The following is an 18,473-nucleotide window of genomic DNA, read 5'->3' as shown; positions in this document are numbered from 1 at the left end:
GAGCGCAGCCATGCGCACCCTGCCCCTGGTCGCCATCCTGCGCGGCCTGACGCCGGCCGAGGCACCCGCCATCGGCGGGGCGCTGGATGCGGCCGGCTTCGCCATGCTCGAGGTGCCGCTCAACTCGCCGCAGCCGCTGGACAGCATTGCGCTGCTGGCCACAAGCCACCCGTCCAAGCTGGTCGGCGCGGGCACCGTGCTGACGGCGGCCCAGGTGCGCGAAGTGCACGGCGCCGGAGGCCGCCTGGTGGTGGCGCCCAACTTCGACGCCGAGGTCGTGCGCGAGGCCGTGCGCCTGGGCATGGTCTGCCTGCCCGGCATCCTGACGCCGACCGAGGCCTTCGGCGCGCTCGCGGCCGGCGCGCACGGACTCAAACTGTTCCCGGCCGAGATGGGCTCGCCCGCCGTGGTCAAGGCCTTGCTGGCCGTGCTGCCGGCCGGCACGCCGCTGCTGCCCGTGGGCGGGGTCTCGGTGGCCAACATCGCCAAGTGGCGCGCCGCTGGCGCGGCCGGCTGCGGCATCGGCTCGGCGCTGTACAAGCCCGGCAAGAGCGCAGTGGCCGTGGCGCAGGACGCCCGCGCGTTCGCGGCGGCCTGGCACGGCACGCAGGCTGCCTGAAGTCGCTCAGGGCCCGGCCACGCCCTGCTCGCGCAGCAGCCGGTCCAGCGCCTCGGCCACCAGCGGGCGGCTGAAGAAATAGCCCTGGAAGGCCTGGCAGCCCTCGCTGGCCAGGAAGTCGCGCTGCGCGGCCGTCTCCACGCCTTCGGCGATCACGTTCAGGCCCAGGCTTTGCGCGAGCCGGATCACGGTGCGCGCGATCGCCGAATCGTTGGCGTCCACCAGCACGTCGCGCACGAAGGACTGGTCGATCTTGAGCTGGTCCAGCGGCAGCTTCTTGAGGTAGGCCAGCGAGGAGTAGCCGGTGCCGAAGTCGTCGAGCGCGAAGCGCACGCCGAGGTCCTTCAGCGCGTCCATCTTGGAGACGATGGCCTGCATGTCGTCCACCAGCACGCTCTCCGTCAGTTCGAGCTTGAGCCGCTGCGGGTCGGCACCGGTCTGGTCGAGCACCGAGCGCACCTGGCGCACGAACTCGTTGTGCCGGAACTGCCGCGCGCTGACGTTGACGGCCATGGTCAGCCCCGCCAGCGCCGGTTGCCGGCCCCATTCGGCCAGTTGCCGGCAAGCGATCTCCAGCACGCGGTGCCCCAGCAGCAGGATCATGCCGGTCTCCTCGGCGAGCGGGATGAACTCGGCCGGCGAGACCAGGCCGCGTGCCGCGTGGCGCCAGCGCACCAGCGCCTCCACGCCCGTGATGCGGCTTGCGCCATCGACCTGCGGCTGGTATTGCAGGAAGAACTCGCGCTGCACGAAGGCCTGGCGCAGGTCTCCCTCCAGCGCCGCGCGCGCCGTCACGGCCGCCTCCAGGCCCGGATCGAAGAAGCGCAGCGTGTGCTTGCCCGCCGCCTTGGCCTGGTACATCGCGATGTCGGCCTGCTTGAGCAGATCGCCCGCGCTCTCGGTGCCGGCGCTGAAGCTGGCCACGCCGATGCTGGCGGTGCTCTGGTGTTCGTAGCCTTCGAGCCGGTAGGGTTGGGCCAGCGCGGCCAGGATCTTCTCGCCCACGCGGCGCGCCTGCACGGCGATCTCCTGCGGCACAGCGCTGAGTTCCTCCAGCACGATCACGAACTCGTCGCCCCCGAGCCGCGCCACCGTGTCGACCTCGCGCACGCAGGACACCAGGCGCATCGCCACCTGCTGCAGCAGCATGTCGCCCTTGTCGTGGCCCAGCGTGTCGTTCAGGGTCTTGAAGTTGTCCAGGTCCATGCACAGCAGCGCGCCGCCGGTGCGGTGGCGCACGCAGCTGGCCAGCGCCTTGTGCAGCCGGTCCTGCAGCAGCTGACGGTTGGGCAGGCTGGTCAGGCCGTCGTAGAAGGCCAGCTTCTGGATCTTGGCCTCGGCCTGCTTGCGCTGCGTGATGTCGGTGTCGATCATGAGCACAGAGCGCGGCACGCCCTGCTCGTCGCGCACCAGCGTCCAGCGCGCCTCCACCTGCACGGACTGGCCCAGTTTGCGCCGCCGCGCCACCTCGCCGTTCCATTCGCCGCTGGCCATGAGTTCCTCATGGGCGTGGCCGCCCATGGCTTCGTCCTCGAACAGCAGCCTGGCCACCGATTGGCCGATCGCCTCGTCGGCGCGCCAGCCGTAGAGCCGTTCCGCACTCTTGTTCCAGTACTGCACGCGGCCGTCGATATCGGCCACGACGATGGCGTCGCGCGCCTTGTCCAGCAGCGAGGCCTGGTGGCGGATGTGCTCGTCGGCCTGGCGGCGGTCGAGTTCGGCCGCCACGCGCACCGCGAAGATGCGCAGCGTGGAGGCCAGGAATTCCTGGTGGCGCAGCGGCTCGGAGAACACCACCAGCACCAGCCCGCTCACGCGCTGACTCGCGTCGAACAGGCTGTGCCCGGCGTAGGCCTGGCCGCCGATGGAGGCCAGCAGCGGATAGGGCGCGAAGGCCTCGGCCACGCCCTCGGTGACCACGAACGCACCTCGGCCCAGCAGGCCGGCCAGCCGGCTGCCGGCCAGCGGCGCGTCGAAGTTGCGACGCACCTGCCCGTGCACCACGGCGCCCAGCGTGCGCGCCACCATCGACTTCGGCTCCAGCGTGGCGATGAAGCTGGCCTGCGCGCCCAGCGCATCGGCCATGTTCAGCGCCAGCTGCTCGAAGAACTCCGTGCCGGTGCTGGCCGACACCGCCGCCGCGACCTTGAGCATGGCCGTCTGCACGCGCTGCTGGGCCTCCTGCGTGAGGCGCTGCTGCTCGCGCGCGCGCAAGGTCATGAGGCCGAAGGCCAGGTCGTCGGCCAGCGCGCGCAGCAACGCGACCTCGTCGTCCTGCGGCGTCGCCACCTCGCCCGAATACAGGTAGAACAGGCCGAAGGTGCGCTCACCGTCGCGCAGCGGCAGGCAGACCAGGCCGCGGTAGCCGTGCGCCAGGGCATTGCCCGCCCAGAGCGCGCAGCGCGGGTCGTGCTCCACGTCGGGCACGATGATGAGCTGGCCCGTGCGGATGGTGAGCCCCACGGGGCCCTGCCCGGCCGGCCTGTCGGCATCCCAGCTCATCGGGAAGCTGCCGATGTAGTCCCGTTCGTCGCCCACCTTGGCAGCCGGCTCGACGCTGCGCTCGGCATCGTCGCGCGCGAAGCCGACCCAGGCCATGGCATAGCCACCGATGTCCACCGTGATGCGGCACAACTCCTCCAGCAGCGACTGCTCCGAGCTCGCGCGCACCAGGCTCTCGTTGCAGGCCGACAGCATGCGCTGGGCCCGGCTCACACGGGCCAGTGCGGCCTCGGCACGCAGGCGCGCGCTGACATCCAGGCTGCGCACCAGGCGGGCGGGCCGGCCGGCGAAGTCGATCGTCGTGCCGGAGACCTCGACATCGAATTCGCTGCCGTCCTTGCGGCGGTGTCGCAGCCGCAGGTTGGCGAAGGCGTCGCCCGGCATGGCGACGCGCGGCGCCGTCTCGCCGGGGGCGCGCAGGTCGGTCATGGGCCTGCCGAGCAACTCCTGCGGCTCATAGCCGTACATCTGGGCCGCGCTGCGGTTCACGGCCAGCACGCGCAGCGTCGGCATCTCGGTCACGAACATGGGCTGCGGGTTGAGGTCGAACAGCGCGCGGTACTTGTCGGCCGCCTCGCGCAGCCGGGCGTGCATGCGGTGGCGGTCGATCGTCACGCCCAGCGTCTCGCCCAGGATCTGCAGGTTGCCGATGTCGCGGTCGTAGAAGGCCTGGGGCGCGGCGTAGGCCGCCAGCAGCACGCCGACCATGCCCTCGCCCGAACGCAGCGGCGCGACGATCATGGAGCGCACGCCATCGGCCCGGGCCCGCGCGCGGTCCAGCCGGTCGTCGAACAGCGTGTCGTCGCTGATCATCACGCGGCCCTGGGCCAAGGCTTTCGCCGACAGGCTGATGTCCATGTTGGAGCGTCGGCCGACCTGCTCGCGCAGCAGGCCGGAGCCCGCAGCGATCACCAGCACGCCCGCCTCATCGACCAGCTCCAGCGACATGCCGTCGGCGTTCAGCAGTTCCTGCGTGCGCTGCACGGCGCGGTCCATCAGCGACTGCAACGGGACATCGAGGGCGGCGAATTCCTGCTGCAGCTGGGCGATGCGGATGCGGTCCTGCGCATCGCGCCGGCTTTCCTGCTTGGCGCGGGTGTGGGCCGTGAGGTCGGTGCGGCCGGCCATCTCCAGGAAGCGCTGCTGGCTCTGGGCCACAGCGCTGCGCAGCGGCTCCTGCTCGGCCTGCACGCCGAGCCCCTGCAGCACCGGCGCCAGCATCCAGTCGAACTCCGGGTCCGGCGGCCCCGCCGGCGGCGGCCGGACACTGTCGGGGGGAATGTCGGGCGGGGGCATGTTCACAGTAGACCATGCTGGCACAGCGCCACGCCAGGGCCTGCACCCTGGGGCGCCGCGCGTCGGGTCCGGCTGGCCGTCCGGCCGCCTCAGGCCACGTCTTCGGCGGCCTCCAGCGGCTCCGGCGCCAGCAGTGCCAGCGATTCCTGCAGCAGTGCATGCAGCGCCGCCACGCGCGCGTCGCCCAGCAGCCGGTTCAGTTCCAGCTGGGCTTTCTTCCAGCGCTGGCGCGCCTCGGCGCGCTTGGCGCGGCCGGCTTCGGTCAGCGCCACCAGCCGGCTGCGGCCATCGCTGCCGGGCCCCTGCTCCACCCAGCCGGCCGCCACCAGTGGCTGCAGGTTGCGCGTGAGCGTGGACGGTTGCAGGCGCAAGGTCCGCGCCAGCTGGCCAGGCTGGGCCGGGCCGAGCTTGTCCAGTGCCGTGAGCAGCGAAAACTGCGTGGTCTTGAGCCCGGCCTGGGCGAGTTCGGCGTCGTACAGCCGTGCCACGCGGCGCATCAGCTGGCGCAGCTGCAGATGGGTGCAACCCTGCGGCATGGCTTTGGCTTGGAGCGCGGTTCCCATAGAATGATTGTAGCTGCAACAGTTGTGGCTGCAATCGATGGAGAAGACATGAGCACAGAAGAAGAAGCCCGCGTCCGCTGGGAGCAGGAATTCGAGGGCACCAAGCACCGCATGCTGGCCGGCGGTGGCAAGCCCGGCCTGGCGCGGCCCGAGCAGGTGGCGGGCAAGACCGGCCTTCAGATCATGCAGGCCATGCTGGCAGGCGAGCTGCCCTACCCGCACATCGCCGAGACGCTGGATTTCGGCCTGGTCGAGGTCGGCTACGGCCTCGCGGTGTTCCAGGGCACGCCGCAGCTCATGCACTACAACCCGCTGGGCAGCGTGCACGGTGGCTGGTTCGCCACCCTGCTGGATTCGGCGCTGGGCTGCGCGATCCACACCACCATGCCGGCCGGGCGCGGCTACACCACGGCCGAGCTGGGTGTGAACATCGTGCGCGCCGCCACTGTCAAGAGCGGCCCGCTGCGCGCCATCGGCAAGGTGGTCCACAGCGGCCGCCAGTTGGCCACGGCCGAGGCCCGTATCGTGGGGCCGGACGACAAACTCTACGCCCACGCCACCACCACCTGCCTGGTGTTCGAAGCACGCGGATGAAGGTGTCGCGGCAAAATGGCCGCATGCGACTACTCCACACGATGCTGCGCGTTGGCAACCTCCAGCGCTCGATTGACTTCTACACCCAGGTGCTCGGCATGAAGCTGCTGCGCACGTCGGAGAACCCCGAGTACAAGTACTCGCTGGCCTTCGTCGGCTACGGCAACAACCCGGACCACGCCGAGCTGGAGCTGACCTACAACTGGGGCGTGGACAGCTATGAGATGGGCACGGCCTACGGCCACATCGCGCTGGGCGTGCCCGACGCCTACGCGGCCTGCGAGCGCATCAAGGCCGCGGGCGGCCAGGTCACACGCGAAGCCGGCCCGGTCAAGGGCGGCACGACGGTGATTGCCTTCGTGACCGACCCGGACGGCTACAAGGTTGAGCTCATTCAGCGTGCAGAAGGCGCTGAGGGCGGCGGCCTGCGTTGACCGCCGCGCGCCGGGTCATTCGGCGCTGACGCCCGCCGCCTTGATCACCTTACCCCACTTCTCGGTCTCGGCCACGAGGTGGCTGCGCAGCCCCTCGGGCGTGACCTTGTCCATGGACACGATCTCCGAACTCAGGTCCGCCAGGCGCTGCTTGACCATGTCGTCCTGCAGCGCGCTGCGCAAGGCCTGGTTGATCTTGGCCAGCACCTCAGGCGGCGTGCCCTTGGGCGCGTACACGCCGTGCCAGACCTTCACGTCGAAGCCCTTGAGGCCCTGCTCGTCCAGTGTCTTCACGTCGGGCAGGCTGGCCAGGCGCTTGGGCGTGGTCACGCCGAACACCTTCACGCGCTGGCCGTCCTTGATGACTGGCACGGTCTGCGTGGTCTGGTCGCAGATCAGATCGACCTGGCCACTCATGATGTCGGCCAGCGCCGGGCCGGCGCCCTTGTAGGGCACGGTGGTCAGGTCCACGCCGATCTGGTGGGCCAGCAGCATGCCACACAGCTGCGAAACCGCGCCGATGCCGGCGTTGGCCAGCGTGACCTTGTCCTTGTGCTGCTTCACATAGGACAGCAGCTCGGGGAAGGTATTGGCCGGGAAGTCCTTGCGCGAGAGCAGCGTCATGGGCACGTCCATGACCTGGCCGATGTACTCGAAGTCCTTGAGCGGGTCGTAGGGCAGCTTCTTGTACAGCGCGGGCGCGGTCGCCATGCCCATGTGGTGGATCAGGATGGTGTAGCCGTTGGGCTGGGCCTTGGCCACGCGCGCCGGGCCGATGGTGCCGCCCGCGCCCACGGTGTTCTCGACCACCAGCGGCTGCCCCAGCGTCTTGGCCATGGGAATGGCCAGCATGCGCGCCACCACGTCCGTCGGCCCACCGGCCGAGTACGGCACGACCATCGTCACGGGCCGCTCGGGCCAGGCGGATTGGGCCCAGGCCGCACCCTGCAGCAACAAGGCGGCGGCGACGGCCACGGAGCGGCGGATGCCGGTGGGGGAACACAAACGCATGGAGTCTCCAGTCTTTGGGGAAAGGGGGTGGGCTGGCCGGCCGGGCTTCAGACCGCCCCGGCCGCACGCAGCGCGGCGATGGCGGACTCATCCAGGCCGACTTCGCGCAGCAGCGCATCCGTATGCTCACCGACGGCGGGCACCGCGTCCATGCGGGCTTGCCAGCGGTTGCTGCGGCCCGGCGGCAGCAGCGCGGGCAGTTCGCCAGCCGGCGAGGCCACCTGCTGCCAGCGCTCGCGCGCCTTGAGCTGCGGGTGCGCCCACAGGCCAGCCATGTCGTTCATGCGGGCGTTGGCGATCTGCGCCTCGTCGAGGCGCGCCAGCACCTGGTCGGTCGACAGCGCCCTGAAGGTCTCGTCGATGCGCGCGGCCAGTGCGGCGCGGTTGGCGTTGCGCTGGGCGTTGCTGGCAAAGCGTGGCTCGGTCGCCAGCGGCGTGTCGCGCAGCACCACGTCGCAAAAGACCTTCCACTCGCGCTCGTTCTGCAGGCCCAGCATCACCGTGCCGCCATCGCCGGCCTGGAACGGGCCGTAGGGGTAGATGGTGGCGTGCGAGGCCGCGTTGCGCGGCGGCGGCGTGGCGCCGTCGAACGCGTAGTACATCGGAAAGCCCATCCACTCGGCCAGCGACTCCAGCATGGACACATCGATGTGCGCGCCCTCGCCCGTGCTGGCGCGGCGCAGCAGCGCGGCCAGGATGTTGGTGTAGGCGTACATGCCAGCGGCGATGTCGGCGATCGAGTTGCCGGCCTTGCTTGGCTGCTCCGGTGTGCCGGTGACCGACAGGAAGCCGGCCTCGCTCTGGATCAGCAGGTCGTAGGCCTTCTTGTCGCGGTAGGGGCCGTCCTCGCCGTAGCCGGAGATGTCGCAGACCACCAGGCGCGGGTTCATCTTGCTCAGCGTCGCGTAGTCCAGCCCCATGCGCGCGGCGGCACCGGGGGCCAGGTTCTGCACCAGCACGTCAGCGCCGGCCAGCAGCTTTTTCAGCGCGGCCATGGCGTCGGGATGCTTCAGATCCAGCGTGAGGCTCTCCTTGGACCGGTTGGTCCAGACGAAGTGGGACGACAGGCCTTTGACGCGCTGGTCGTAGGCACGCGCGAAGTCGCCCACCTCGGGCCGTTCGACCTTGATCACGCGCGCGCCCAGGTCGGCCAACTGGCGGGTGCAGAACGGGGCGGCGATGGCGTGCTCGAGCGAGACGACGGTGATGCCTTGGAGCGGAAGGGTCATGGTGCGTGCAGGAGAGGGGAAATCAGTCGACGGAAGCGCCGGAGGACTTGACGATGCGGGCCCACTTGGCCAGGTCGTCTTGCAGCAGCGCAGCGAACTGCGCAGGCGTGGTCGGCGGCGCGATCTCCACGCCCTGCTGCTCGAGCTTGTCGCGCAGGTCCTTGGCCGCCATGGTCTTGCGCATGCCCTCCTCCAGCTGGGCCTGCACGGGCGCCGGCAGGCCGGTGGGGGCGAACAGGCCGATCCAGAGCTGGCCGTCGTAGCCGGGCACAGCCTCGGCAATGGCCGGCACGTTGGGCAGCGTCGGCGAGCGCTTGGCGCCGCTGACGGCGATCGCCCGCAGCTTGCCGGCCTGGATGTGCGAGAGCGCGGACGGCAGGCTCGCGAACAGCATGGGCAGTTGGCCGCCCAGCACGTCGTTCAAGGCCGGCGCGACGCCCTTGTACGGCACATGCTGCAGCTTGAGCCCGGCCATGCTGTTGAGCATCTCGCCCAGCAGGTGGTTCAGCGTGCCGTTGCCGGCCGACGCGTACTGCAAGGCGTCGCCGCTCTTGCGCGCCAGCGCCAGGAACTCGGTGAGGTTCTGGGCCGGAAACGCCGGGTTGACCAGCAGCACGTTGGGCACGGCGCCGACCAGGCCCAGCGGGACGAAATCCTTCACCGGGTCGAAGCCCGGGCTCTTGTACAGCGAGGGGTTGATGGCCTGGCTGCTGCTGATGGTCATCAGAAGGGTGTGGCCGTCCTTGGGGCCGCGTGCGACGTACTGGGTGCCGATGTTGCCGCCCGCGCCGGGCCGGTTCTCCACCACGGCGCTGCCGCCCAGCACCTCACCGAGCTTTTGGCCGACGATGCGGCCCACGATGTCGTTGGTGCCGCCGGCCGCTTGCGGCACGACCAGCACGATGGGGCGCGACGGATAGCCGGACTGGGCAGCGGCCGGCAGCGCGCAAGCGGCGGCCAGGGCCAGCAGCGCGCGGCGGCTCGCGGAAATGGAAGGCATGGGCGGCGTCTCCTGGTCAGAAGCCGCGGATCATCCCGCGCGCCGGTCTCCCCGGCAATCAACGATTGCGAAAGCCGGTGTTCCGCTGCGCCGAAGGGCGGCGCCGTCAGCGGCGCGGCAGGGCGGCGGCCTCGCGGGCCAATTGCTCGATGCGGCCCCAGTCACCCGCGACGATCGCGTCGTTCGGCACGATCCACGAGCCGCCCACGCAGGCCACGTTGGACAGCGCGAGGAATTCGCCTGCGTTCGCCGCGCTCACGCCGCCCGTGGGGCAGAACTTGACCTCGCCGAACGGCCCCTGCCAGGCCTTGAGCATGGGGATCCCGCCGGCCTGCAGCGCCGGGAAGAACTTGAGCTCCGTGAAGCCATCCTCCTGCGCCATCATGATCTCGCTGCCCGTGGCCACACCGGGCAAGAGCGGCAGTCCGGCATCGCGGCAGGCCTGGCCGACCTTGGAGGTGTAGCCCGGGCTCACGCCAAAGCGCGCACCGGCCCGCACCGAGGCCGCCACGTCGGCCGGCGTGCGGATGGTGCCGGCGCCGACCACGGCCTCGGGCACGTCCCGGGCGATGGCCTCCATGCACGCCAGCGCCTGCGGCGTGCGCAGCGTGACCTCCAGCATGCGGATGCCGCCGGCCAGCAAGGCACGCGCCATCGGCACGGCATGGGCCACGTCGTGCAGCACGATGACGGGGATGACCGGCGCGTCGCGCATCACGTCGCGGGCGGTCAGTGGGGTGGCAAGGTTCTTCACAGCCATGTCGGCGCTCCTTCTTCTGCAGTGGCGGCATTGCGGCGCATGCCGGCGAACAAATCCCGGCCCAGGCCCAGGCCATTGGCAGTGCGCAGGGCTTCGGGCATGGTGGCCAGCGGGCGGGCCTCCCATTCGGCCTGCGGCACCAGCACCTCCAGGCGGCCGGCCGGCGCATCGAGGCGCACCACGTCGCCGTCGCGCAGCCGGGCCAGCGGGCCGCCCGCGGCGGCCTCGGGCGAGACGTGGATGGCGGCCGGCACCTTGCCCGAGGCGCCGCTCATGCGGCCGTCGGTGACCAGCGCGACCTTGAAGCCCTTGCCCTGCAGCACGGCCAGCGGCGGCGTGAGCTTGTGCAGCTCGGGCATGCCATTGGCCTGCGGGCCCTGCCAGCGCACCACGCAGACCAGGTCGCGTTCCAGCTCGCCGGCTGCGAAGGCCTTCTGCAGGTCTTCCTGCGAATCGAAGATGCGGGCCGGCGCCTCGATGACATGGCGGTCGTCGGGCACGGAGGACACCTTGATCACGCTGCGACCCAGCGGCCCCTGCAGCAGCTGCAGGCCGCCCGTGGGGCTGAACGGCGCGCTGGCGGGGCGCACGATGGCCTCGTCCTTGCTCGGGCCGGTGGCCTGCCAGGTGAGCGATGCGCCGGCCAGCGCTGGTTCGTGCGTGTAGGCGCGGATGCCCTCGCTGCGCACGGTCAGCACGTCGGCATGCATGAGGCCGGCATCCAGCAGCTCGCGGATCACGTAACCGGTGCCGCCCGCGGCCTGGAACTGGTTCACGTCGGCGCTGCCGTTGGGGTAGACGCGGGCCAGCAGCGGCACCGCGGCCGACAGCGCGGCGAAGTCGTCCCAGTCGATCGTGATGCCAGCCGAGCGCGCCACGGCCACCCAGTGGATCAGGTGGTTCGTCGAGCCGCCGGTGGCCAGCAGTGCGACCATGGCGTTGACGATGGCGCGCTCGTCGACCAACTGGCCGATGGGTGGGACCGCGCCGCGCGCCTTGGCGGCCTGGCCGTCCAGCGCCGTGCCATAGCCCAGCACCGTGCGCGCGGCCTCGCGCGTGAGCGCATCGCGCAGCGCCCCGCCCGGTGCCACGAAGGCCGTGCTGGGCACGTGCAGGCCCATGGCTTCGAGCAGCATCTGGTTGCTGTTGGCCGTGCCGTAGAAGGTGCAGGTGCCGGCCGCGTGGTAGGCGGCGGACTCGGCCTCCAGCAGCTCCTTGCGGCCGACCAGGCCTTGCGCGGCCTGTTCGCGCACCTTGGCCTTGGCGTTGTTCGACAGGCCCGAGGGCATGGGCCCGGCCGGCACGAACACCGTGGGCAGATGGCCGAAGTGCAGCGCGCCGATCAACAGGCCCGGCACGATCTTGTCGCACACGCCCAGCATCAGCGCGGCATCGAACATGTCGTGCGTGAGCGCGACGGCCGTGGCCATGGCGATCACGTCGCGGCTGAACAGCGAGAGCTCCATGCCGGGCAGGCCTTGGGTGACGCCGTCGCACATGGCCGGCACGCCGCCGGCCACCTGGGCCGTGGCGCCGAACTGGCGCGCCTCGTCCTTCACGAGATCGGGGTAGTGCTGCAGCGGCTGGTGCGCCGACAGCATGTCGTTGTAGGCATTGACGATGCCGATGTTGGGCGCGCGCTCGGCCACGACCTTGAACTTGTCGTTGGACGGCATGGCCGCGAAGGCGTGCGCCACGTTGGCACAGCCCATGCGGTCGGAGCCGCGCGTGCGCGCGGCCATGGCGGCCAGGCGTTCGAGGTAGGCCGCCCGAGCGGGCGCGCTGCGCGTGCGGATGCGGTCGGTGACGGCGGCGACGGTGGTGTGGGTGTTCATCGTTCTGGGCCGGGGGGCGGCGCGGCGGGGCTTGGAGGGGCGCGGTGATCCTACTCCCGATGGGTGCCGCGCCGACCGCCGGGGGTAACCAGTGGGTTACCAAACAGCAGGGCGGCGCCGGGCTTGCTAGAGTGGCGGCCGTGAAACCGAATCCCCTGCCCGTGCCCCTGCGCGATCCCCTGCCGATGCTCGAGCGCACGCGGCGCGAATGGGGTGGCCAGCAGGACTACTGGGTGTTCGGCTACGGCTCGCTGATCTGGCGGCCCGAGTTCGAGCATGTGGAGCACCGGCTCGCGCGCGTGCACGGCTGGCACCGCGCGCTCAAGATGTGGAGCCGCATCAACCGCGGCACGCCGGAGTGCCCAGGCCTGGTGTTCGCGCTGCTGACCGGCGGCAGCTGCCAGGGCGTGGTGTTCCGCATCCCGCAGTGCGACGGCGACGCGGTGCTGGACCGCCTGTGGGCGCGCGAGATGCTGATGGGCGTGTACGACCCGCGCTGGCTGCACTGCATGACGCCCGAGGGGCCGGTCAAGGCGCTGGCCTTCACGCTGTCGCGCCAGAGCCCGAGCTTCACGCGCACGCTGACCGACGAGGACTACCGGCGCGTGTTCACGCAGTCCTGCGGACGCTTCGGCACCACGCTGGACTACGCGCGCGAAACCTTCGAGAGCCTCAAGCGCCACCAGATCCGCGACAAGGCGCTGGAGAAGCTGCTCAGGCTGGCCGGTTGAGCAGCGCGGCCTCGGCCCGCGCCAGGTCGTCCAGCGTGTCGATGTCGGTCACGCAGCCGGCGCCGTCGAGCGCCAGTTCCAGCACCTGCCCTGCCCGCTTGCGCGCTTGCACGATGGCGGCCGCGCCGGCTTCGCCGGACAAGGCCAGCAGTTCGTCGCGGCAGGCCACGGAGAAACCCACCGGGTGCCCCCGCGTGCCCGCATGCTGCGGCAGCACGACGGCCGCGCCACGCAGCGCCGCGGCCACGCGCAGCAGCGCCGCCGGCTCGATCAACGGCAGGTCGCCCGGCAGCACCAGCCAGCCCCCTGCCCCCTGGGTGGCTCGCACGGCCGCCGCGATCGAGTCGCCCATGCCCGGGTGGCCCGCGTCCTCCAGATGCCAGGCCAGCCCGCTCGCGCGCACCGCATCCAGCGTGTGCTGCAACACCGGCTTGCCGGCCAGCAGCGCCTGCAGTTTGTGCACCTGGCCGCCCGAGGCGCGGAAGCGCTCGCCCCGGCCGGAGGCCAGCACCAGCACGACGGGCGCTGCCGGCACCGCCATCAGGCCAGCTTGAAGGGCAGCTCGCGCAGCGGCTTGCCGGTCAGCCGCGCGATGGCGTTGGCGAAGGCCGGCGCCAGCGGCGGCAGGCCCGGCTCGCCCATGCCGGTGGGCGCGTCCGCGCTGGGCACGATGTGCACCGCGATGGCCGGCATGTCGGTGATGCGCGGCACCACGAAGTCGCCGAAGTTGCTCTGCTCGACCACCCCGTCCTTGAGCGTGACGGCCGCGCCCGGCAGGCACATCGACAGGCCCATCAGCGCAGCGCCCTGGATCTGCGCCTCCACGCTCTTGGGGTTCACCGCCAGGTTGCAGTGCAAGCCGGCCGTGACCTGGTGCAGCCTGGGCGTGCCGTTCTCCACCGAGGCCTCCACCACATAGGCCACCACCGAGTCGAACGACTCGTGCAGCGCCACGCCCCAGGCCCGGCCCGCGGGCAGCTGGCGCTTGCCATAGCCCGAGCGGTCGACCGCCAGCTGCAGCGCGGCGCGGTGGCGCGTGGCCTTGGCGTCCATCAGCGCCATGCGGTAGGCCACCGGGTCCTGCCGGGTGGCACGCGCGATCTCGTCGACCAGCGTTTCCATCGCGTAGGCGGTGTGGGTCGAGCCCACGCTGCGCCACCACAGCACCGGCACGTTGTCCTTTGGGTGGTGGGCCGACAGCCGCATCGGCACCTCGTAGGGCGCGCGCATGCCCTCGACCATGGTGGTGTCCACGCCGTCCTTGACCATGGCGGACTCGAAGAAGGTGCCCGCCATGATGGACTGGCCCACGATCACGTGGTCCCAGGCCAGCACCTTGCCCTTGGCGTCGAAACCGATCTCGGCCCGGTGCACATGCATGGGCCGGTAGTAGCCGCCGCGGATGTCGTCCTCACGGCTCCACAGCGTGCGGATCGGCGCCTCGATGCCGGCGGCCTGCGCGGCCTTGGCGATGGTGCAGGCCTCGACCACGAAGTCGCTGGTCGGCAGGCCGCGCCGGCCGAAGCCGCCGCCGGCCATCTGCACCTCCATGGCCAGGTTCTCGGGTTGGATGCCCAGCACGCGCACGGCGGCGGCGGCTTCCAGGCCGGGCATCTGCGTGCCGACCCAGAGCTTGGCCTTGCCATCGGCGCCACGGCCGGTGAGCTGCACGGTGCAGTTCAGCGGCTCCATGGGCGCGTGGGCCAGGTAGGGGAAATGGAACTCGGCGCTGATCTTGTGCGGCGCGCCCGCCAGCGGGGCCATGTCGGCCTGGTACTTCACGTGGCCGGTCTTGGCGGCCAGCGCGCGGTAGGCGGCCAGCTGCGCCGTGCTGTCGACCTTCTGGCGGCCGGCATCGCTCCACTCCAGCTTGAGCGCGTCGCGGCCCTGCTTGGCAGCCCAGTAGCCGTCGGCGACCACGGCCACGCCCTCGCCGCCGTTGTGCAGCGGCACGCGCAGCACGGCCTTCACACCTTTCACGGCGCGCGCGGCAGCATCGTCCACCGACGCCACCTTGCCACCGAACACCGGCGGGTGCTGGCACACGGCCGTCAGCATGCCGGGCAGGCGCACGTCGATGCCGAAATCCTGCCGGCCGCTGGACTTGGCCGCCGCATCGATGCGGCCGGTGGGCTGGCCGATCAGCTTGAAGTTCTTCGGGTCCTTGAGCGTGACCTGGGTCGGCACGGGCAACTGCATCGCCGCCTCGGCCAGCGCGCCGTAGTCGGCCCGCTTGCCGCCGGGGCCGATGACCACGCCGCGCTCGGTGGCGAGCGACGCGGCCGGCACGCCCCACTGCGTGGCGGCGGCCTGCACCAGCATGGCGCGGGTGCGGGCGCCCAGCTCGCGGTACTGGGTGTAGGAGTTCTTGATGGCGGTGGAACCGCCCGTCAGGTGCATGCCGTAGGCCGGGTCGGCATAGGCGATGGCCTGGCTGCCGTGCACGGCGCGCACCCGGCTCCAGTCGGCGTCCAGCTCCTCGGCCAGCACCATGGCGAGACCCGTGTGCGTGCCCTGGCCGAATTCCAGGCGGTTCACCGTCACGGTGACGGTGCCATCTTTCGCGATGCTCACGAAGGCGGCCGGTTGCTGCGCGGGCTTGAGGCCGGCCGCGGCCGGAGCCTGTGCCTCGGCCAACAACGGGAACGCGCCGAGTGCGAAGCCGGATACGGCCGTCATCTTCAGGAAGCTGCGCCGTGGCAGGCCGGCGGCGCCCGTGTCGGTGCCATCGTCCAGGCGGCGGGCCAGTGCAGGCGGCAGCATGGCGTGGATCTGGTCGGCGCTGAGGTCTTGCAGATGCATGGTGTTCTCCGGTGTCAGGCCAGCGACGCGGCGGCGTCCTTGATCGCGCCGCGGATGCGCGCATAGGTGCCGCAGCGGCAGATGTTGCCGGCCATGGCGGCGTCGATGTCGGCATCGCTGGGCCGCGGGTTGGACTGCAGCAGCGCGGTGGCGCTCATGATCTGGCCGCTCTGGCAGTAGCCGCATTGCGCCACGTCGATCTTGACCCAGGCCGCTTGCACGGCCTTGCCGACGCGGTCGCCGGCCACCGCCTCGATGGTGGTGATCTTCTGGCCGGCCGCGGCCGAGATCGGTGTGACGCACGAGCGGATCGCCGCGCCGTTCATGTGCACGGTGCAGGCGCCGCACAGCGCCGCGCCGCAGCCGAACTTGGTGCCGGTCATGCCGAGCGTGTCGCGCAAGGCCCAGAGGATGGGCGTGGAGTCGTCGACGTCGACCTGGACGTCCTTGCCATTGATGTTCAGCGTGGCCATGGGGACCTTTCGTGGGTGGGGAAGTTGGGCGAATGAATGTTCATTCTTCTATGTGTTCTTGAGGGAGGCCGTGGTCCGCCGCGCTCAGGCCTTGATGCCGTCCCAGAAGATCGAAAACGCCTGTGCCAGCGCCGCCTCCGTGTCTTGCAGGTCGCCGCTGCGCAGCAGGTTGGCGGTCTCGCGCACCGAGCCGAAGAAGCTCGCGGCCAGCAGCATGGTGGGCACGTCCTTGACGATCTGCTGGGCACGCGCTTCGTCGAAGAAACCCAGGCACTCGCCCGTGAACCGGGCCGAGAACTGGCGCGAGGCCTCGCTGAACCAGGGCGAGTTGTAGTACTGCTCCATGAACACCGTCTCGGCGTAATGGGCCTGGCGGTGCCGCAGCAGCAGCAGCCAGTTGCGCTGGAAACGCGCGCGAAACGGCATGGCTGCCGTGGCCTCCTCGGTGATCAGCCGCGCCAGCGCGCCCTTGACCTGCTCGTACAGCGCGTTGAGCAGGTCTTCCTTGGACTTGTAGTAGACGTACAGCGTGCCCGTGGCAATGCCGGCCTCGCGCGCGATGGCCGCCATGGTCAGGCCCGACAGGCCGACCTGGGCCACGAGCGCGAACGTCGCGCTGGCGATGGCTTGCTGCTTGTCGTCGTCCTTGGGTTTCACGTCGCCGATCTTAGGCGAATGAATATTCAGTCGTCAATCAGGTGAGCTGGAAATTGCGCGGTTGCGGCTGAGGCGGCCCGTCGCTGCGGCCCAGGCTTTCGAGCACGGCGGTCTCGATGGTCCAGCACAGGGTGTCCAGCGCGAGGTCGTTGGCGGCCAGGCCGAACGGCTCCTCGATCTCCGAGCCCAGCGCCTCCAGCGCGAAGAAGGTGTAGGCGATGAAGGCCACGATCACGGGCGTCATGGGACCGATGGCGTCGACCAGGCCGAACGGCAGCAGCAGCACATAGCTGTAGATGGTGCGGTGGATGATCACGCTGTAGGTGAACGGGATCGGCGTGCCGGCGATGCGCTCGCAGCCGCCCAGCGCGTTGCCCAGCTGGGCCAGCGGCTGCTCGAGCACGGGCACGAGCGGCGCGGCCACCCGGCCCTGCCGGCGCATGTCGCCCAGCCACTCGCCGGCCATCTGCAGCAGCATGGCCGCCGGAAAGCGCGCCCCGGCCACGCGCGCGGCCTCTTCGGGCGGCAGCAGCCGCGCCAGGTCGGCCGCGGCATCGCTGCGCCGCAGCTGGTGGCGCAACGCATGCACCAGCGCGATCAGCCGGCGCGCCAGAACCGGCGCCTGCTCTGGCCCGTCGACCAGGGTCAGCGCGTGGCGCATCGCGGCGCGGCACTCGACCAGCAAGGTGCCCCACAGCACGCGCGCCTCCCACCAGCGGCTGTAACTGGTGCTGTTGCGAAAGCCCAGGAAGATCGCCAGCGTGAGCCCGATCAGCGAGAACGGCACGAAGTTGAGCGGGATCTTCCACTGCAGCACCTGGCCGTGCAGCACGGTGACGGCGATGGAAAAGGCCAGCGCCCAGAGCAGCTGCGGCAGGATCAGCGGAAGGATGGAGCCGTGGCGCACGAACAGCAGGTGCAGCCAATGGGGACGGGGGCGGACGATCATCGCGGGACAGGGAACAGGAAGGCGCAGGGCCGGCATGGTACGCGCCGGGCGCTGCACAATCCGGGCCCATGAGCGAACTCCAGACCTCCATCGCCGCGCTGCGCAAGAGCTACGAACGCGCCGAACTCGACGAATCGGCTTCGCACGCCGACCCATTGCAGCAGTTCGACCAATGGCTCGGCGAGGCCATTGCGGCCCAGGTGCCCGAACCCAACGCGATGACGCTGGCCACCGTGGGCAGCGACCTCAAGCCGTCCACCCGCATCGTGCTGGTCAAGGGCTACGACGCACGCGGCCTGGTCTTCTACACCAACTACGACAGCCGCAAGGGCCAGGAGCTGGCCGGCAACCCGTATGCGGCGCTGCAGTTCCACTGGGTCGAGCTCGAGCGTGTGGTGCGCATCGAGGGCGTGGTCGAGAAGACCAGCGCTGCCGAGAGCGACGCCTATTACGACAGCCGCCCGCTGGACTCGCGCATCGGCGCCTGGGCCAGCCCGCAGAGCCAGGTGATCTCCGGCCGCGGCGTGCTGGTGGCCAATGCGGCCCGGTACGGCGCGCAGTTCCTGCTCAAGCCGCCGCGTCCGCCGCACTGGGGCGGCTACCGCCTGGTGCCCAGCGCATGGCAGTTCTGGCAGGGGCGCAAGAGCCGGCTGCACGACCGCCTGAACTACCGCCAGGACGGCGGCGGCTGGGTGCGCGAGCGGCTCGCGCCCTGAGCGCAGGGCCCGAGCGCGCGGGGCGCCCTCACCTCTTGTAACGATCTCGCGGGAAAGCCCTGATCGCAAACGTTTGCGCAAACGTTTTGGTGTTCCTATATTGGCGGCCTCCCCCAACGCATCACAACAGGAGTCCACCCCCATGCGTTCGACCCGCCGCACCCTTTCCACCGCGCTGGCCCTGGCCAGTCTGCTGGCCGCCGTGCCCTCGTGGGCCCAGAGCCCGCCCAAGGTGGCCCTGGTCATGAAGTCGCTGGCCAACGAGTTCTTCCTGACCATGGAGGAAGGCGCCAAGGCCCACC

General features: G+C 70.8%; 17 protein-coding genes and 1 pseudogene. 6 read left to right on the top strand and 12 right to left on the bottom strand.

The features are described from left to right. Window positions 1-10 precede the first annotated feature (10 nt). Entirely contained in the window at window positions 11-619 is a 609-nt protein-coding gene (locus ASF45_RS08585) for a 2-dehydro-3-deoxy-6-phosphogalactonate aldolase (protein ID WP_235580860.1), read from the top strand. A gap of 6 nt (window positions 620-625) precedes the next feature. Here the strand turns inward: ASF45_RS08585 and ASF45_RS08580 are convergent, their stop codons facing one another. Together ASF45_RS08580 and ASF45_RS08575 are read right to left on the bottom strand one after the other, a co-directional pair. After that, window positions 626-4,417, bottom strand: coding sequence for an EAL domain-containing protein (locus tag ASF45_RS08580; protein ID WP_156472910.1), 3,792 nt, complete (start codon window positions 4,415-4,417; stop codon window positions 626-628). 89 nt (window positions 4,418-4,506) lie between these two features. Next, on the bottom strand, window positions 4,507-4,980 hold the full coding sequence (locus tag ASF45_RS08575) for a MarR family winged helix-turn-helix transcriptional regulator (RefSeq protein WP_056660003.1): 474 nt from the start codon (window positions 4,978-4,980) through the stop codon (window positions 4,507-4,509). Between the two features lie 48 nt (window positions 4,981-5,028). Here ASF45_RS08575 and ASF45_RS08570 point away from each other — a divergent pair, with 48 nt between their 5' ends. Both ASF45_RS08570 and gloA read left to right on the top strand, forming a co-directional pair. Then, window positions 5,029-5,574 (top strand): PaaI family thioesterase, encoded by a 546-nt coding sequence (locus tag ASF45_RS08570; RefSeq protein WP_056660000.1) that lies wholly within the window; start codon window positions 5,029-5,031, stop codon window positions 5,572-5,574. Window positions 5,575-5,597: 23 nt separating this feature from the next. Beyond that, the gene (gene gloA, locus ASF45_RS08565) at window positions 5,598-6,008 is read left to right on the top strand and encodes a lactoylglutathione lyase (protein WP_056660354.1); all 411 of its coding nucleotides are present in this window, start codon (window positions 5,598-5,600) and stop codon (window positions 6,006-6,008) included. 15 nt (window positions 6,009-6,023) lie between these two features. Here gloA and ASF45_RS08560 read toward each other — a convergent pair whose 3' ends face one another. The 5 genes from ASF45_RS08560 to edd form a co-directional block, all read right to left on the bottom strand. Beyond that, the gene (locus tag ASF45_RS08560) at window positions 6,024-7,019 is read right to left on the bottom strand and encodes a tripartite tricarboxylate transporter substrate-binding protein (RefSeq protein ID WP_056659997.1); all 996 of its coding nucleotides are present in this window, start codon (window positions 7,017-7,019) and stop codon (window positions 6,024-6,026) included. Window positions 7,020-7,066: 47 nt separating this feature from the next. Further along, on the bottom strand, window positions 7,067-8,248 hold the full coding sequence (locus ASF45_RS08555) for a CaiB/BaiF CoA-transferase family protein (RefSeq protein WP_056659994.1): 1,182 nt from the start codon (window positions 8,246-8,248) through the stop codon (window positions 7,067-7,069). Between the two features lie 22 nt (window positions 8,249-8,270). Next, window positions 8,271-9,248 (bottom strand): tripartite tricarboxylate transporter substrate binding protein, encoded by a 978-nt coding sequence (locus tag ASF45_RS08550; RefSeq protein WP_056659991.1) that lies wholly within the window; start codon window positions 9,246-9,248, stop codon window positions 8,271-8,273. Window positions 9,249-9,354: 106 nt separating this feature from the next. Continuing rightward, window positions 9,355-10,008, bottom strand: a complete 654-nt coding sequence (gene eda / locus ASF45_RS08545; protein ID WP_056659988.1) for a bifunctional 4-hydroxy-2-oxoglutarate aldolase/2-dehydro-3-deoxy-phosphogluconate aldolase — start codon at window positions 10,006-10,008, stop codon at window positions 9,355-9,357. Continuing rightward, the gene (edd, locus tag ASF45_RS08540) at window positions 9,999-11,843 is read right to left on the bottom strand and encodes a phosphogluconate dehydratase (protein WP_056659985.1); all 1,845 of its coding nucleotides are present in this window, start codon (window positions 11,841-11,843) and stop codon (window positions 9,999-10,001) included. The genes eda and edd overlap by 10 nt, the downstream gene beginning before the upstream one ends. A 185-nt stretch (window positions 11,844-12,028) precedes the next feature. Between edd and ASF45_RS08535 the strand changes: the two genes are divergently transcribed. After that, window positions 12,029-12,574: a gamma-glutamylcyclotransferase gene (locus ASF45_RS08535; protein WP_056660351.1), complete on the top strand. Its 546-nt coding sequence runs from the start codon at window positions 12,029-12,031 to the stop codon at window positions 12,572-12,574. On the opposite strand, the gene ASF45_RS08530 is transcribed toward ASF45_RS08535, so the two are convergent. The 5 genes from ASF45_RS08530 to ASF45_RS08510 all read right to left on the bottom strand — a co-directional run bounded on the left by ASF45_RS08530 (window position 12,558) and on the right by ASF45_RS08510 (window position 17,455). After that, window positions 12,558-13,115 carry an NTP transferase domain-containing protein gene (locus ASF45_RS08530; RefSeq protein WP_056659982.1) on the bottom strand — a complete coding sequence of 186 codons (558 nt, stop codon included), beginning with the start codon at window positions 13,113-13,115 and terminating at the stop codon, window positions 12,558-12,560. The two genes, ASF45_RS08535 and ASF45_RS08530, sit on opposite strands and share 17 nt — an antisense overlap. Beyond that, window positions 13,115-15,337: a xanthine dehydrogenase family protein molybdopterin-binding subunit gene (locus ASF45_RS08525; RefSeq protein WP_056660348.1), complete on the bottom strand. Its 2,223-nt coding sequence runs from the start codon at window positions 15,335-15,337 to the stop codon at window positions 13,115-13,117. Before ASF45_RS08525 ends, ASF45_RS08530 begins: the two co-directional genes overlap by 1 nt. A 53-nt stretch (window positions 15,338-15,390) precedes the next feature. Further along, window positions 15,391-15,849: a (2Fe-2S)-binding protein gene (locus ASF45_RS08520; protein WP_056659979.1), complete on the bottom strand. Its 459-nt coding sequence runs from the start codon at window positions 15,847-15,849 to the stop codon at window positions 15,391-15,393. A gap of 84 nt (window positions 15,850-15,933) precedes the next feature. Next, window positions 15,934-16,506: a TetR/AcrR family transcriptional regulator gene (locus ASF45_RS08515; protein ID WP_056659976.1), complete on the bottom strand. Its 573-nt coding sequence runs from the start codon at window positions 16,504-16,506 to the stop codon at window positions 15,934-15,936. Window positions 16,507-16,543: 37 nt separating this feature from the next. Next, complete coding sequence (locus ASF45_RS08510) at window positions 16,544-17,455, bottom strand: bestrophin family protein (RefSeq protein WP_056659973.1); 912 nt, start codon at window positions 17,453-17,455, stop codon at window positions 16,544-16,546. 68 nt (window positions 17,456-17,523) lie between these two features. Between ASF45_RS08510 and pdxH the strand changes: the two genes are divergently transcribed. Together pdxH and ASF45_RS35120 are read left to right on the top strand one after the other, a co-directional pair. Then, the gene (gene pdxH / locus ASF45_RS08505) at window positions 17,524-18,171 is read left to right on the top strand and encodes a pyridoxamine 5'-phosphate oxidase (RefSeq protein ID WP_056659970.1); all 648 of its coding nucleotides are present in this window, start codon (window positions 17,524-17,526) and stop codon (window positions 18,169-18,171) included. Between the two features lie 142 nt (window positions 18,172-18,313). Beyond that, window positions 18,314-18,473: pseudogene (locus ASF45_RS35120) on the top strand (sugar ABC transporter substrate-binding protein); the annotation flags it as partial.

The sequence above is a fragment of the Pseudorhodoferax sp. Leaf265 genome (assembly GCF_001422365.1).
GTDB lineage: Bacteria > Pseudomonadota > Gammaproteobacteria > Burkholderiales > Burkholderiaceae_C > Pseudorhodoferax.
Note: the sequence above shows the minus strand (reverse complement) of the source record. Positions and strands in the feature narration are given on the sequence as shown.

Bases quoted from the DNA above. Each gene is read 5' to 3' on its own strand.
- ASF45_RS08575 (WP_056660003.1), bottom strand. From the start codon at position 4,980: ATGGGAACCGCGCTCCAAGCCAAAGCCATGCCGCAGGGTTGCACCCAT.
- edd (WP_056659985.1), bottom strand. From the start codon at position 11,843: ATGAACACCCACACCACCGTCGCCGCCGTCACCGACCGCATCCGCACG.
- ASF45_RS08550 (WP_056659991.1), bottom strand. From the start codon at position 9,248: ATGCCTTCCATTTCCGCGAGCCGCCGCGCGCTGCTGGCCCTGGCCGCC.
- ASF45_RS08560 (WP_056659997.1), bottom strand. From the start codon at position 7,019: ATGCGTTTGTGTTCCCCCACCGGCATCCGCCGCTCCGTGGCCGTCGCC.
- ASF45_RS08520 (WP_056659979.1), bottom strand. From the start codon at position 15,849: ATGGCCACGCTGAACATCAATGGCAAGGACGTCCAGGTCGACGTCGAC.
- ASF45_RS08535 (WP_056660351.1), top strand. From the start codon at position 12,029: ATGCTCGAGCGCACGCGGCGCGAATGGGGTGGCCAGCAGGACTACTGG.
- ASF45_RS08555 (WP_056659994.1), bottom strand. From the start codon at position 8,248: ATGACCCTTCCGCTCCAAGGCATCACCGTCGTCTCGCTCGAGCACGCC.
- ASF45_RS08580 (WP_156472910.1), bottom strand. From the start codon at position 4,417: ATGCCCCCGCCCGACATTCCCCCCGACAGTGTCCGGCCGCCGCCGGCG.
- pdxH (WP_056659970.1), top strand. From the start codon at position 17,524: ATGAGCGAACTCCAGACCTCCATCGCCGCGCTGCGCAAGAGCTACGAA.
- ASF45_RS08510 (WP_056659973.1), bottom strand. From the start codon at position 17,455: ATGATCGTCCGCCCCCGTCCCCATTGGCTGCACCTGCTGTTCGTGCGC.
- ASF45_RS08530 (WP_056659982.1), bottom strand. From the start codon at position 13,115: ATGGCGGTGCCGGCAGCGCCCGTCGTGCTGGTGCTGGCCTCCGGCCGG.
- ASF45_RS08570 (WP_056660000.1), top strand. From the start codon at position 5,029: ATGAGCACAGAAGAAGAAGCCCGCGTCCGCTGGGAGCAGGAATTCGAG.
- ASF45_RS08525 (WP_056660348.1), bottom strand. From the start codon at position 15,337: ATGCTGCCGCCTGCACTGGCCCGCCGCCTGGACGATGGCACCGACACG.
- eda (WP_056659988.1), bottom strand. From the start codon at position 10,008: ATGGCTGTGAAGAACCTTGCCACCCCACTGACCGCCCGCGACGTGATG.
- ASF45_RS08585 (WP_235580860.1), top strand. From the start codon at position 11: ATGCGCACCCTGCCCCTGGTCGCCATCCTGCGCGGCCTGACGCCGGCC.
- gloA (WP_056660354.1), top strand. From the start codon at position 5,598: ATGCGACTACTCCACACGATGCTGCGCGTTGGCAACCTCCAGCGCTCG.